This is a genomic window from Motiliproteus sediminis (genome assembly GCF_017912535.1).
In the GTDB taxonomy this organism is placed as follows: Bacteria; Pseudomonadota; Gammaproteobacteria; order Pseudomonadales; family Balneatricaceae; genus Motiliproteus; species Motiliproteus sediminis.
The window spans coordinates 237717-251610 of record NZ_JAERQK010000004.1; the positions used below are offsets into that span (position 1 = coordinate 237717).

At 59.6% G+C, this 13894-nt stretch carries 15 protein-coding genes and 1 tRNA gene; 10 read left to right on the top strand and 6 right to left on the bottom strand.

The features are described 5' to 3' along the window. The first annotated feature begins 2 nt into the window (after positions 1–2). The 9 genes from lepB (at position 3) to mazG (ending at position 8101) form a co-directional block, all read left to right on the top strand. Positions 3–815, top strand: a complete 813-nt coding sequence (gene lepB / locus JJQ76_RS10175) for a signal peptidase I (RefSeq protein ID WP_210396707.1) — start codon at positions 3–5, stop codon at positions 813–815. Between the two features lie 10 nt (positions 816–825). Beyond that, positions 826–1200 carry a DUF4845 domain-containing protein gene (locus tag JJQ76_RS10180; protein WP_210396708.1) on the top strand — a complete coding sequence of 125 codons (375 nt, stop codon included), beginning with the start codon at positions 826–828 and terminating at the stop codon, positions 1198–1200. Next, a complete protein-coding gene (gene rnc / locus JJQ76_RS10185; RefSeq protein ID WP_246480542.1) occupies positions 1193–1873 on the top strand; it encodes a ribonuclease III in 681 nt (226 codons plus the stop codon). Before JJQ76_RS10180 ends, rnc begins: the two co-directional genes overlap by 8 nt. 5 nt (positions 1874–1878) lie before the next feature. Beyond that, positions 1879–2793: a GTPase Era gene (gene era / locus JJQ76_RS10190; protein WP_210396710.1), complete on the top strand. Its 915-nt coding sequence runs from the start codon at positions 1879–1881 to the stop codon at positions 2791–2793. Continuing rightward, positions 2777–3550 carry a DNA repair protein RecO gene (recO, locus tag JJQ76_RS10195; protein WP_210396711.1) on the top strand — a complete coding sequence of 258 codons (774 nt, stop codon included), beginning with the start codon at positions 2777–2779 and terminating at the stop codon, positions 3548–3550. The genes era and recO overlap by 17 nt, the downstream gene beginning before the upstream one ends. Then, positions 3547–3942 carry a holo-ACP synthase gene (gene acpS / locus JJQ76_RS10200; RefSeq protein WP_210396712.1) on the top strand — a complete coding sequence of 132 codons (396 nt, stop codon included), beginning with the start codon at positions 3547–3549 and terminating at the stop codon, positions 3940–3942. Before recO ends, acpS begins: the two co-directional genes overlap by 4 nt. A gap of 6 nt (positions 3943–3948) precedes the next feature. Then, a complete protein-coding gene (cysM, locus tag JJQ76_RS10205; protein WP_210396713.1) occupies positions 3949–4857 on the top strand; it encodes a cysteine synthase CysM in 909 nt (302 codons plus the stop codon). Between the two features lie 141 nt (positions 4858–4998). Then, complete coding sequence (gene relA / locus JJQ76_RS10210; protein ID WP_210396714.1) at positions 4999–7251, top strand: GTP diphosphokinase; 2253 nt, start codon at positions 4999–5001, stop codon at positions 7249–7251. A 1-nt stretch (position 7252) separates the two neighbouring features. After that, positions 7253–8101, top strand: a complete 849-nt coding sequence (gene mazG / locus JJQ76_RS10215) for a nucleoside triphosphate pyrophosphohydrolase (protein WP_210396715.1) — start codon at positions 7253–7255, stop codon at positions 8099–8101. A 38-nt stretch (positions 8102–8139) separates the two neighbouring features. Here the strand turns inward: mazG and JJQ76_RS10220 are convergent, their stop codons facing one another. The 5 genes from JJQ76_RS10220 to JJQ76_RS10240 form a co-directional block, all read right to left on the bottom strand. Continuing rightward, positions 8140–8943: an alpha/beta hydrolase gene (locus tag JJQ76_RS10220; protein ID WP_210396716.1), complete on the bottom strand. Its 804-nt coding sequence runs from the start codon at positions 8941–8943 to the stop codon at positions 8140–8142. After that, positions 8943–9506 carry an NUDIX domain-containing protein gene (locus JJQ76_RS10225; RefSeq protein WP_210396717.1) on the bottom strand — a complete coding sequence of 188 codons (564 nt, stop codon included), beginning with the start codon at positions 9504–9506 and terminating at the stop codon, positions 8943–8945. Before JJQ76_RS10225 ends, JJQ76_RS10220 begins: the two co-directional genes overlap by 1 nt. Positions 9507–9619: 113 nt before the next feature. Next, positions 9620–9696: transfer RNA gene (locus JJQ76_RS10230), tRNA-Pro, on the bottom strand. Between the two features lie 92 nt (positions 9697–9788). Continuing rightward, positions 9789–10544, bottom strand: coding sequence for an LrgB family protein (locus JJQ76_RS10235; protein ID WP_343232520.1), 756 nt, complete (start codon positions 10542–10544; stop codon positions 9789–9791). Then, positions 10505–10837 (bottom strand): CidA/LrgA family protein, encoded by a 333-nt coding sequence (locus JJQ76_RS10240; protein ID WP_210396718.1) that lies wholly within the window; start codon positions 10835–10837, stop codon positions 10505–10507. Before JJQ76_RS10240 ends, JJQ76_RS10235 begins: the two co-directional genes overlap by 40 nt. 123 nt (positions 10838–10960) lie before the next feature. On the opposite strand from JJQ76_RS10240, the gene zapE reads away from it, so the two are divergent. Beyond that, entirely contained in the window at positions 10961–12067 is a 1107-nt protein-coding gene (gene zapE / locus JJQ76_RS10245) for a cell division protein ZapE (RefSeq protein WP_210396719.1), read from the top strand. A 13-nt stretch (positions 12068–12080) separates the two neighbouring features. On the opposite strand, the gene JJQ76_RS10250 is transcribed toward zapE, so the two are convergent. Beyond that, a complete protein-coding gene (locus tag JJQ76_RS10250) occupies positions 12081–13790 on the bottom strand; it encodes a mechanosensitive ion channel family protein (RefSeq protein ID WP_210396720.1) in 1710 nt (569 codons plus the stop codon). Positions 13791–13894 lie beyond the last annotated feature (104 nt).

The window sequence follows — 13894 nt, forward strand, 5'->3', positions numbered from 1 at the left end:
TAATGGATATTGATTTTTCTTTGGTTCTGGTGATTGCGGTTACCGTTACCGGCGTGGTTTGGGCGGTTGATCATTGGCTGCTGGCACCCAAGCGTCAGGCGGTGCTGACCGGGGTTGAGAGCGAGACCGGTGCCGCGCTGGATGAGGACACCCGGCGCAAGCTGGCTCCGGAGCCCCTGGTGGTTGAATACTCCAAGTCGTTTTTTCCGGTGTTGGCGTTGGTGCTGGTCCTGCGCTCTTTTCTGGTGGAGCCCTTTCAAATCCCCTCGGGTTCCATGCTGCCGACGCTGGAGATCGGTGATTTTATCCTGGTAAACAAGTACCACTACGGTATTCGTCTGCCGGTGCTCAATACCAAGGTGGTACCGATCAACGATCCCGAGCGTGGCGATGTGGTGGTGTTCAAGTATCCCAATAATCCGCGGATAAACTATATCAAGCGGGTGGTTGGCCTTCCTGGTGATCGGATCCGCTATGATAACAAAACACTGATTATCAATGGTGAAGCGGCACCGCAGGCGTTGCTTGCGCAGTTGCCGCCGTTAGAACCCCGGCGTGAGTTGTTGCGCGAGCAGTTGGGCGACGTCGAGCACCGCATCTACAAGGATCTGGTCCGCCCGCGCCCGGCCAAGGAGTGGGTCGTGCCCGAGGGTCACTACTTCATGGTGGGTGACAACCGGGACAACAGTAACGACAGCCGCTTTTGGGGTTTTGTCCCCGACGAGCTGATCGTTGGCAAGGCGTTTGCTGTGTGGATGCACTGGGAGAACTGGTTCTCTCTGCCAAGCTTTAAGAACAATGGCGTGATCGAATAGGAGCACAACGATGCGCAGATTGGTAACCCAAGGTGGTTGGAGTTTCACCGGGCTGATCTCGGTGCTGACGGTGGCGGGTATTTTCCTGTCTATCGCGTTCAAGCTGGCACCGGCCTATGCGGATTTTTACACCCTGCAGGATATTATGGAGTCTACGACAGCGGACAGAGCAGAACTGGCAAAGGATATGCGCACGATCAAGCTGAACGTGGAAAAAAAGCTTGGTATCAACAACATGAAGCTGCCGAAAGACTTTCTGACGATTTCCAAGGATAAAGGCACCGTTCATTTCGACGTTGACTACGAGATCCGTACTCCGATTTTCCATAACGTCGATGCGGTCATGTCCTTTAAACAGCGCTTTACGGGGCAGGAACTTGAGTAATCCCATCGAACGTCTGGGGCGAGTGCTGGGTTATCGGTTTGCCGACGAGTCACTGGCCGAGCTGGCGCTGACCCACCGCAGCTGCGGCGCTCGTAACAATGAGCGGCTTGAGTTCCTGGGGGATTCCATCCTCAACTTCGTCATCGCCGATGCGTTGTTCTCCAAGTTTCCAGAGGCCGCCGAGGGGCAGTTGAGCCGGTTGCGGGCACGCTTGGTCAAAGGGGTGACCCTGGCGGAGTTGGCGCGCGAGATGGACCTTAGCGAGTTTCTGCGGCTGGGTGCAGGGGAGTTGAAAAGTGGTGGCTTCAATCGCAAATCGATTTTGGCCGATGCGTTCGAAGCCATTATCGGCGCGATCTATCTGGATGCAGGCATGGAGCCCTGTCGCGAGAGGATTCTGGCCTGGTACCAACCGCGTCTTGACGATCTGACACTGGATGACACCCGCAAGGATCCCAAGACCCGCTTGCAGGAGTATCTGCAGTCCCGCCGCGCGGAACTGCCCAAGTACCATCTGATCAAGGTGGAAGGGGAGGCGCATGCCCAGCAGTTCTATATCGATTGCGAAGTAGCGCTTCTGACAACCCCCTCTTCCGGCAGCGGCAAAAGTCGCCGGCTGGCGGAACAAAATGCCGCTGCCGCGGCCCTGCTGGCGCTCGGCGTCGAGGCGTAATCGTCATGGTTGAATCTTCGCAAACAGCGCCCACCCGAAGCGGCTATGTGGCTATTGTTGGGCGCCCCAATGTGGGTAAGTCCACCCTGTTGAACCGCATTCTCGGCCAGAAACTGAGTATCACCTCACGCAAACCACAGACGACCCGGCACCAGATCCTGGGGATCAAAACCGAGGGCAAGGATCAGGTGATCTACGTCGATACCCCCGGTCTGCACAAGGATGGCGGCAAAGCGATCAATCGCTACATGAACCGGGCCGCCAGTTCGGCCCTGTCCGGGGTTGATGTGGTGATCTTCATAGTCGACCGGGATCGCTGGACCGACGAGGACGAGATTGTGCTGGAAAAACTCCAGCACACCCGCGTGCCGGTGATTCTGGCGGTTAACAAGGTCGACCGTCTGGATGATAAGGACGCCCTGCTGCCCCAGCTGCAGCAGCTGGCCGGCAAGCGGGAGTTTACCGCCATCATTCCGCTGTCCGCGAAACAGGGGCATAACGTTGAACGTCTTGAAACCCTGATTCTTGATCTGCTGCCGGAGGGGTTTCATTACTTCCCCGAAGATCAGATAACGGATCGCAGCTCGCGCTTTCTTGCCGCTGAGCTGGTGCGGGAAAAAATCATGCGCCAGCTCGGCGACGAATTGCCCTACCAGATGACGGTGGAGATCGAAGAGTTCGGTTTCGACGAGGGTATCTTGCACATAGCGGCGCTGATCCTGGTCGAGCGCCAGGGGCAAAAGAAAATCATCATCGGCAATAGGGGCGAGCGTATCCGTCTGATCGGCCAGGAAGCGCGGATCGATATGGAGCGGATGTTCGATGCCAAGGTGATGCTGCGCCTGTGGGTGAAGGTCAAGAGCGGCTGGTCCGACGACGAACGGGCCCTGCGCAGTCTGGGCTATGACGAGCTCGGCTGATTCGGTTCTGGGGCAGAATGCGTATCTGCTGCACAGTCGCCCCTACCGTGAAACCTCGGCGTTGATTGATCTGCTCACCCCGGAATTCGGTCGCGTACGCGGAGTCCTCAAGGGAGTGCGGCAGCCGCGCTCGCGCAAGCGCGAGCTGCTGCGCAGCTTCCAACCCCTGAGCGTCAGCTGGCGGGGGCGCGGCGAGCTCAAAACCATTCAGGATGGTGAAGGTGTCGGGCTCGCGCATCCGCTTGCCGGTCGCTCGCTCTGGTGCGGCCTTTATCTCAATGAACTGCTGGTACGCCTGCTGCCGGCAGATGAGCCTTACCCTCGTGTCTTTGCCCTCTATCGTTTTAGCCTGGAGCAGCTCGGCGATCTTGAAACGGAGGAGGCGGTGCTGCGGATGTTCGAGGTTCGCCTGCTGGAGGAGCTCGGTTTCGGTGTCAGTTTTACCCACGATCTGGCGGGCATGCCGATCGATCCCGCCCAGCAATACTGCTTTGACCCCGCTGCAGGGTTTAACCCGCTGCCGGCCGGTGATGCAACCGGCGCTATCCCGGGCGCCGTGATCATGGCCGTGGGTGGTGACGATTATGCTGACCCGCAGGTGCGGCGTGTGGCCAAAGGGCTGATGCGCCGTGCGCTGGCGGTGCATTTGGGGGGCAGGCCTCTACGCAGCCGCAGCCTGTTTCAGACCAGTGCTCTTGCTGCAGTCCCCGAGCAGCGGCTGGGCTCGGGGGGCGGTGCCCCGGAGGAACTATCGTGATTGCTGGTATTGGCACCGATCTGGTGCAGATTAAACGAATCGCTGCTGCACTTGAGCGCAGTGGTCCGCGCTTTGCGGAGCGTATCCTGGCCCCTGAAGAGCGCGCTGAATACGCCGCGGCAGCGCGTCCGGCGGTGTTTCTGGCCAAACGTTTCGCGGTCAAAGAGGCAGCGTCCAAGGCGTTGGGCACCGGTATTGCAAAAGGAGTGTCGTGGCACCATATCCAGCTCAGGCATGCAGCCTCCGGCGCGCCGCTGCTGCACCTGTGTGGCCGGGCGGCGGAGTTGCAACAGGTGCAACAGATTGACGCGTTGCACGTCAGTTTGAGCGACGAACAGGATCATGTGATCGCTTTTGTCGTGCTGGAGCGCCGGAGCGAACACCAAGAGTGATGTGGTATGAGTATTGAGTTTCCTACGATTGAAGCCTGTGTTGGCAATACCCCGCTGGTGCGCCTGCAGCGTTTGCCCGGTGATACCAGCAACACCCTTCTGGTCAAGCTCGAAGGCAACAACCCGGCCGGCTCGGTCAAAGATCGTCCAGCGCTGAGTATGATTGCCCGCGCCGAGGCCCGGGGCGATATAGCCGCCGGCGATACCCTGATCGAGGCGACCAGCGGCAATACCGGCATCGCCCTGGCGATGGCGGCCGCGATCAAGGGCTATCGTCTGGTTTTGGTCATGCCGGATAACATGAGCGCCGAGCGCAAGGCGGCGATGAGTGCCTACGGTGCTGAGTTGGTACTGGTGACCAAGGCTCAGGGGATGGAGGGCGCACGCGATCTGGCGATGGCGATGCAGCAGCGCGGCGAGGGTAAGGTACTGGACCAGTTCGCCAATGCTGACAATCCGGTGGCGCACCTTGAAGGTACCGGGCCGGAAATCTGGCAGCAAACCGGTGGCCGAATCACCCATTTTGTCAGCGCCATGGGGACCACCGGCACCATTATGGGGGTATCCCAATACCTCAAAAGCCAAAACCCCGAGGTACAGATTGTCGGCCTGCAGCCGGAAGATGGCGCCAGCATACCGGGGATCCGGCGTTGGCCGGAAGCCTATCTGCCCAAGATTTTTGACGCCACCCGCGTCGATCGGGTGATCGATATGGCCCAGTCCGATGCAGAGCGGACCATGCGTGAATTGGCCCGCCAGGAAGGTATTTTCTGCGGGGTTTCTTCAGGCGGCGCCGTGGCCGGTGCGCTGCGTCTGTCGCGCGAAGTCGAGAATGCGGTGATCGTTTGCATTATTTGCGATCGTGGTGATCGTTACCTCTCCACCGGGGTCTTTGATTCGCCCGAGTCGGCCTGACTTGAGCTATGCGGCCAGCGTGGGATAATGCCTGCTTTGTTTCTCGGGGTGAACCAGCCCAGACGGCTGCAGGAAGTGGCCGACGCCCGCATAAAATAACAACCCAGGGCCCCTATCGAATGCCGGGAGTTGCAGTATCACATGGTTAAAGTAAGAGAAGACCACCCCATCGATCCCGATGGCTCGGTCAATCTTGATCGCTGGCTGACGCGGATTCAGAAAGACGGCAACGTGCGTGACGTCAACGTTCTGTTGCGAGCGTGTGAAGTCAGCCGTGAAGCCCAGGACAAAATGCCGGCTCGTGAGGATCTGTGGGCAGAGAACACCCCGGGAAGTTTCATTACCGGCCTGGAGATGGCGGAAATTCTCGCCGACCTGCGACTGGATCAGGACGCGCTGGTCGCCGCGGTGCTCTATCGCGGCGTGCGCGAGAAAAAACTCAGTATCCGCCGCGTACGGGATGAGTTCGGTGACCCGGTTGCCAAGCTGGTCTCCGGGGTGCTGCAGATGGCGGCGATTGGCAATATCATCCACCCGACGCCGGACTCCGTGCTGGGGCAGAGTGAAGGCCAACTGGACAACGTCCGCAAGATGTTGGTCACCATGATCGAGGATGTGCGGGTTGCGCTGATAAAACTGGCGGAGCGGACCTGTGCCATCCGAGCGGTCAAGAACAGCGATCGTAAGCGCCGCTACCGGGTCGCGCGTGAAGTCTTCGATGTCTATGCGCCGCTGGCGCATCGCTTGGGGATCGGCCATATCAAGTGGGAACTGGAAGACCTGAGCTTCCGCTACCTGCAGCCCAATGCCTACAAGCAGATCGCCCAACTGCTGGATGAAAAACGCCTCGACCGGCAGCAGTATATCAATGACGTGCTGGCTACCCTGCGGGGTGAGCTTGAAAAAGCCGGCATCGAGGGCGAGCTGATGGGGCGCGCCAAGCATATCTACAGCATCTGGCGCAAGATGCAGCGCAAGCAGATCGATTTTCATCAGGTCTACGACGTGCGCGCGGTGCGGATTCTGGTACCGGAGCCGCGCGACTGTTACGCGGTGCTGGGAATCGTTCACAGCTTGTGGAAGAACATTCCGCACGAGTTTGACGACTATATCGCCTCCCCCAAGAAGAACGGTTATCGTTCGCTGCACACCGCGGTATTCGGCCCTTCCGGCAAAGTGCTGGAGGTGCAGATTCGCACCTTCCAGATGCACGATGACGCCGAACTGGGGGTCTGTGCGCACTGGCTCTACAAGGGCACGGATACCTCAAGCAAAAGCGATAGCTATGAAAACAAGATCGCTTGGCTGCGGCAGGTGCTGGAATGGCAGGACGATATCGGTAACGCCAGCGAGTTGGTGGACCAGCTCAAGGGTGATATCGAACACGACCGCATCTACGCCTTTACCCCCGATGGTCACGTAGTTGATCTGGGTGCGGGCGCTACGCCACTGGATTTTGCCTACCGGGTGCACACCGAGGTTGGCCACCGGTGTCGCGGTGCCAAGATCAATGGCCGTATCGTGCCGCTGACCACCAAGGTGAAAACCGGCGATCAGGTGGAGATTCTGACCACCAAATCCGGAGGCCCCAGTCGCGACTGGATGAACCCCAATCTGGGATTTGTGACCTCGTCACGGGCGCGCGCCAAGATCCGCCACTGGTTCAAGGAGCAGGCGCGCGACCAGAACCTGGTCGCCGGTCGCCATATCGCCGAGCGCGAGCTGAAGCGCCTGGCGCTGACTGACATCAGCTATGAGGCGCTGGCTGAGCGGCTGCATTTCAATCACGCTGAAGACCTGTACGTTGCGCTAGGGGCCGGCGACCTGCGCATCAGTCAGTTGATCGGCGCCGCCCAGCGCAGCCCTGAAGGACATCCCATCGACGACCAGTTGGCGCTGGATTTTGCCGCCAGCGGACGCGAGCGCCGGCGCAAGGCGGATGAGGTGACCATCTGTGGCGTGGGCAACCTGCTGACCACCATTGCCGCCTGCTGCAAGCCGATGCCCGGTGATGACATCGTCGGTTACATCACTCAGGGGCGCGGTGTTTCGATTCATCGTCAGGACTGCCTCAACGCGCTGCAACTGGAAGACCTCGAGCATGAGCGCATGATCGAGGTGAGCTGGGGGGAGGGCGAAGGCTCCCACTACACCGTCGATATCCGTATCGACGCCTACGACCGTCACGGCCTGCTGCGCGATATCATGGTGGTCACCGCCAACGAGAAGGTCAACGTGCTGGCGGTGAACACCCGCACCGACAAAACCCAGAGCACCGCGGGGCTGCTGATTACCCTCGAGATCGCGCGCCTTGAAGATCTGGGCCGGCTGATGGACAAAATCAGCCAGCTGCCCAATATCATCGACGTTCATCGCCAGCTGCCGGGGCATTGAGATGGCAGGGTACAACCTCAATGATCTGCTGCGGTTGATGGCCAATCTGCGTGACCCGGAGCATGGTTGCCCCTGGGATCGCGAGCAAACACTCGCCAGCATCGTGCCGCATACCCTCGATGAAGTGTACGAAGTGATCGACACCATTGAGCGTGAGGATCACGCCCATCTCTGCGACGAGCTGGGTGATCTGCTGTTCCAAGTGGTGTTTTATGCCCAGATCAGTGCCGAGGCGGGGCGCTTTGATTTTGCCCGGATTGTTGACGGCCTGGTGACCAAATTGCTGCGTCGCCACCCCCATGTGTTTCCGGATGGCTCCCTGGCGAGCTTTGGCAGCGGATCGCCGTTGACCGAGGCTGAAATCAAAGCCAACTGGGAGCGGATCAAGGCGGAGGAGCGGGCCGCAAAAGAGGTCTCGGGTGAGCTGGACGACCTGCCAGCATCGGTGCTCGATGATATCTCTGCGGCGCTACCGGCATTGTTACGGGCGCATAAACTGCAAAAGCGCGCCGCTACGGTGGGCTTCGACTGGCGCCAGCTGGAGCCGGTGTTTACTAACCTGGAGAGCGAAATCAGCGAGCTGCGTGAGGCCGTAGCCAGTGGTGATCGCGCCGCCATTGTCGATGAGCTGGGCGACCTGCTGTTCAGTTGTGTCAACCTCAGCCGGCATCTGCAGCAAGATGCGGAGCAGTCCCTGCGTCAGGCCAACCATAAATTCGAAACCCGCTTTCGCCGGGTCGAGCAGTTAGCCGCTGACGCCGGTATCGCTATGGCAGAAGCGGATGAAGCGGAGCTGGATCGGCTGTGGCAGCGGGCCAAGGCCGAGCTGACGGCATCGACCGGGCGCTGATACCAACCGCTTGCCTCCTCAGGCCGAAGACGGCGAGTCTAATCGCGGCTCAAATCGTCCACGAATTTTTTCAGCGCCGGCTGGTAGTCCGGCGCGCTGGTAAGATTGATATGATCGGCGCCCTTGATTTCGAGCTCGGTTACCGGGCCTTGCCAAGCCGAACTCAGGCGACGACCCAGCGCCGGTGGCACCACCCGATCCTGCTCAGCAAGAATGCTGAGAAGCGGCATCGACAGTTGCGGCGCCAACTTGATTGACTCGAACCGATTGCGCATCAGCGTGCTGACTGGAAACCAGGGGTAGTGAGTCTGACCAACGCGCACCAGGCTGTCGTATGGGGTGACCAGAATGACTCCGCGTACCGCCCGCTGGCTGGCCACATAGGTTGCCACGCCGCTGCCCAGACTGCGCCCCATCAGGATGGTCTCAGCGGGCGAGCGACCGGTTTGCTCCAGCCAGTGGTCCAGCAGTGCCAGCGCATCTGCCTTCAGCGCCGCTTCTGACGGCTCACCCTCGGACAGACCGTAACCGCGATAGTTGAACAGCAGTACCGCCACACCCAGTTCGCGCAGCGCCGGTAGGTTCCATGAGACCTCTTCGGCGTTACCACCGTAATAGACCAGCAGCGGCGCGTCAGCGCGATCGGCCGGAGCATACCAGCCATGCAGGCGGGCCCCCCCGATCATACTGCTGACCGCCCAGGGCGCCAGCTTGTCGCGGCTGTCCGCCGCGACGGGCGTGGGGTGAAATAACATCCGGTCCTGATAAAAATAGGCGACCCCGACGAGCGCCAGAAACGCCAACAACAGCAGGCTCAGCAGGCCCAGGACAAAATTCATCATTAGAGGTTGAACTCCTTGCGGCGCAGCGCCAGAGACATCAATGCGGTAACGCTCATCAGGTCGCTGATGCGGCCATCCTGGGCCATGGCCAGCGCTTCGTCAAACGGAACGCGGCGGATGGCCAAGTCTTCGGTATCATCGAAGTCGGTCGCCCCCGGAGTCAGGTCGCGGGCCAGATAAATGATGCCTTGCTCGTCGGTGATGGAGTTGGAGATATCTACCCGAAGCAGTTCGGTCAGCTCGGCCGCGCGCAAGCCGGTTTCTTCGGCCAGTTCCCGCAGTGCACCGTCGCGCGGCTCCTGATCCAGCGGGTGGCCACCCATGGGTACCTCCCAACTGAACCGGTCCAGCGGATAGCGGTGTTGCCCGACCAGCCAGGTATGACCCTCATCATCGATCGGTACGATCGCCACCGCGCGATTGCGGAACTTCACCACCCCGTAGATCCCCTCGCTGCCGGTAGGCGTGATTACCTCATCTTCACGCACTCGAATCCAGTTGTTTTCGTACACCCAGCGGCTGGCCAGAGTGGTCCAGTGAGGCGCGAAGGGGGAATCGTTCATGGCGGGGCTCCAGCAGGCAATGGCTGCAAGCATAGCGCATGGCTAATGCGGCCCCAAGGTTTTCACCAAGAGGTAAGACTGAACCAGAATAGTGAAAAACAGGGTTTTAGAGATGGTCGGCGTGAGAGGATTCGAACCTCCGACCCCATCCTCCCGAAGGATGTGCGCTACCAGGCTGCGCTACACGCCGATCTTGATGGTGCTTGTTGCAAGCGCGGGGAATGATAGGGAAACAGCCCGTAAAACACAACCGTTTTATGACAAAATCTTTGTGTTCTCGGCTTAGCTGATTAGGCTGAAGCAGAGTGGCAGCAATAGGGCGGTCAGCGCGCCTGTCAGCCCCATGGCCAGGCTGGAGAATGCGCCGGCTTTGGCACTGATTTCAAAGGCCTGGGCGGTCGCGATACCGTGGCCGTTAAGGCCCATGACGAAGCCCAGTACTCGGTCATCATCGCCTTTGATCCAGCGCCAGAACAGCGGCGTCAGTAGCGAGCCCAGCACGCCGGTGAGCGCAACGATGCCGACCGCAAGGCCTACCAGACCACCCAGTTGCTCGGTCAGCGATACGGCGATGGGGGCGGTGACCGATTTGGGCGCTAGGGAGAGCAGAACGGTGGTATCGGCGCCCAGGCTCCAGGCAATCGCTAGCGACAGGCCGGCGGCCAGCGGCGCGCCGACCAGCAAGGTGACTGTGATCGGTATCAGCGCGGCGCGGATGTGATGAAACTGCAGAAATAGCGGGATGGCCAGAGCGACGGTGGCCGGGCCGAGCAGGAAGCTAATCCAGCGCGCGCCCTGGTAATACTGCTGATAGTTTATCGGCAGCAGGTAGATCACCGGGACCAGTAGCAGGCTGCCGGCAACGATCGGAGGCAGCCAGGGGGGGCGTTTCAGGCGCTGATACAGCCAGACACCGCCCTGAAACGCGAGCAGGGTGATGGCCACCGGCAGCAACGGGGTTTTTGCCAGGTGCTCGATCAGTCCGGCCAGCAGCTCCATCAGTGCTTCTCCGCTGGCATCAGGCGGCGCATCAGCCACAGGCAGATCAGGATGCTGACGGCGGTGCCGATCACCACGGCGAGCAGCAGTGGCAACCACTGGCCCTGCATCCGTTCGCCCAGAAAAAACAGGCCCACGCCTCCGGGTAGCAGTAACAGCGACAACAGGCTGATCAGGGTGTGGCTGGTGCGCTCGAGCTGGTCATCCAGGTGCTGGCGAATCATCAGCCACAGAAACAGCAGTAGCATGCCCAGTACGTTGCCGCTGATGGGGATGCCGGTCAGGTAGTGCAGGGTTTCGCCCAGCAGCCAGAACAGCAGGATCTGGGTCATTGCCTTGATCATGTCGAAGCGTGTCGTTAAGGGTTCGGGGCGCTAGTGTAAGCGGATCGGCTAATTGATAAAACACGTCCTTATGGTTAAAGTGGCGCCGTTTTTTCTTACCGAAGTGCGATCATGACTCCGCTTGAACGCTATCAGCAGGACCTGCAACGCGACGATTTCCAGTACGACGCATCTCAGGAGCAGGCGGTGCGCCATCTGCAGCGTCTCTATGACGACCTGCTGGCACGTCGCAGCCGGCCGCAGCCGACCTTGATGGCGAGGCTGGGTAACCGCTTCAAGAAGCAGACGCCGGTGCCGGTCAGGGGGCTCTATTTCTGGGGCGGGGTCGGGCGTGGCAAGACCTACCTGATGGATACCTTCTACGATAGTTTGCCGTTTTCCACCAAGATGCGTACCCACTTTCACCGCTTTATGCAGCGGGTACACGCGGAATTGAAGCTGCTGGCGGGGGAGAAAAACCCGCTGGATATCGTGGCGGGCAAGTTTGCTTCTGAAGCGGAGGTTATCTGCTTCGATGAGTTTTTCGTTTCCGACATCACGGATGCCATGATCCTGGGCGGGCTGATGGAAAAGCTGTTTGGTCATGGCGTGGCGCTGGTGGCGACCTCCAATATTGTGCCTGACCGGTTGTACGAGAACGGTTTGCAGCGGGCCCGTTTTCTGCCCGCGATTGCCTTGCTGAACATGCATACCGAGGTGGTCAATGTCGACAGCGGGGTGGATTACCGTTTGCGCGCGCTGGAGCAGGCCGAACTTTACCACTCGCCGCTGGATGAGGCGGCGGATGAAAGTCTCAATCGCAGCTTCGAGAGTCTGGCGCCGGACCTGCGCGAGGCGATCAACGGTCAGTTGCTGGAGATCAACGGGCGCCCGATTCACAGTCGGCGCTGCTGTGAGGATGTGGTCTGGTTCGATTTCGAGGCGCTGTGTGACGGCCCTCGCAGCCAGAACGACTACATCGAGATTGCCAAGCAGTACCACGCGGTGCTGATCTCCGATGTGCCGCAGTTGGGCGGTCAGCGCGATGATCAGGCGCGCCGCTTCATCAATCTGGTGGATGAGTTCTACGACTGTGGGGTCAAGTTGATTCTCTCGGCCGAAGTGGCGCTGACCGAACTCTATGCCGGTGGGCGGCTCGAGTTTGAGTTCGAGCGCACCACCAGCCGTCTGCTGGAGATGCAGTCGCACGAGTATCTCGCTCGCGCCCACCGCCTCTAAGTTTTCTGAACCTTTATCCTGATGCGCCGGATTTGCCGGCAATGGTGCTGAGTTCCATCGGTCCGGCCGGGTACAGGTGCACATCTCGTTGCGGGAAGGGGATGTTGAGTCCTTCGCTATCGAGGCGCAGTTTTACCTCGCGGGTGACGTCCCAGTAGACCTCCCAGTAATCCTCGGTTTTCACCCAGGGGCGAACGATAAAGTCCACCGACGACTCCCCCAGGTTGTGCAGTTTGACTACCGCAGCCGGTGATTTCAGTACCCGGTCGTGCTGCTCCAGAATGGAGCGGAAGATCCGCTCGGCGTGTTCAATGTCGTCGCTATAGGCGATCCCGAACACCATGTCGACGCGGCGTGTTTTCTGTGCGGTAACATTCTTGATCACATCACCCCAAATCTTGTTGTTGGGGATCATCAGGGTTTGATTGTCGACCGTCAGGATGGTGGTAGAGACCAGGCTCATCCCTTTAACTTCGCCATAGACACCGGCGGCTTCCACCATGTCGCCAACGTCGTAGGGGCGATAGATCAGGATCATCATGCCGGAGGCAAAGTTGCCCAAGGTGTCCTGCAGCGCGAAGCCGATAATAAACCCGACCACGCCGAGGCCCGCCAGCAGTGGCCCGAGTGATATGCCGATCTGTGAGAGCGCAATCAGAACGCCGAGCAGCATCACCAGTCGGCTGGCGATGGAGGTCACCATCTCTTTCATCAGCGATGACAGGTTGAGGTTGGAGCGTTTGAATGAGCGCAGTATCAGCCGTTCCGCCAGTCGGGACAGAAACCGGAATAGCGCCAGGATGGCAAGGAAGATCAGCACCTTGAACAGGATTTCGATGCCGTTGTCGGCAAAATAGGTAACCAGCGTCTCGCTCCAGCGGCTGAGAATTTGCGAGGCGAGCTGAATGTCCAGCATGTCGGGGGTGATTTCGCCGCTGAGGCTGATCAGGTGTTGTTGATACTCGTCGGTGGCGATGTCGAGTTGTTGCATCAGAGCGATGCTCTTGCGCAGGTGTTCGATGGTGAGTTTGTTGCGCTCGATCAGGATATCTTTCTGCAGCAGCAGGGCGTCGTCCTTGGGGGTTACCTTCAGCAGCCGGTTGAGATCGCTGAGCTTGTTGCGGTTGACCTCCAGCGTGCCGACCGCGAGTTGGGCGCGCTCCCTGAGGGTTTTTCTCAGGTATGGCAGAGATACCTTGTCGTCGAGTCCTATCTGCTGGTTTTTCAGTGTCAGCTCGGTGAAGTGTTCGAGCGCGTTGCTGAGCTTGTTCAGGTGGCCTATGTAGGTGCGCAGTCCGTCGGCACTTAATTGCTCTTCTTCGGCGCTTTGACGCTGGTAACGAGTCTGCGCCTTGGCGAGGGCGTCGATAATCTGCTGACCAACGGCCAGCAGAATGGGTGACGCGCGGTCGCGCAGCTCGTCCACGGGAAGGTTATCCTGCTGGCGCTGCTGAATCAGGTCTGCCATTTTGATGAGCTGTTCCAGCGCTGCCAGCTGCTTTTCGTAAAGTCTGCTGTTGATGGCGGCGGACTCTTCGCCGCTCAGCTCGTTGGCCTGTGCTCTGAGCGTGCTGATCTCCTCTTTCTGGCGCTCGAAGGTTTGAAACAGCTCGGTGCCAGCCTCGGCAGGCGGTGGGTTGGCTGAGGGCTGGGCTTCAGAGGCGAAGGCGGGCGTGGTGATTAGCAGTAGCGCGCAAAGCAGGGGTTGGCAAAGCCGGTTCATCAGGTGTGCCTCTTGGTGGTCAGCGAATCTTTAGCATAGATCCTTGGGTGATAATGGCAGTGAAACCAGGCTTTGCATCGGGTAAATATTTCTCTATAATGCGC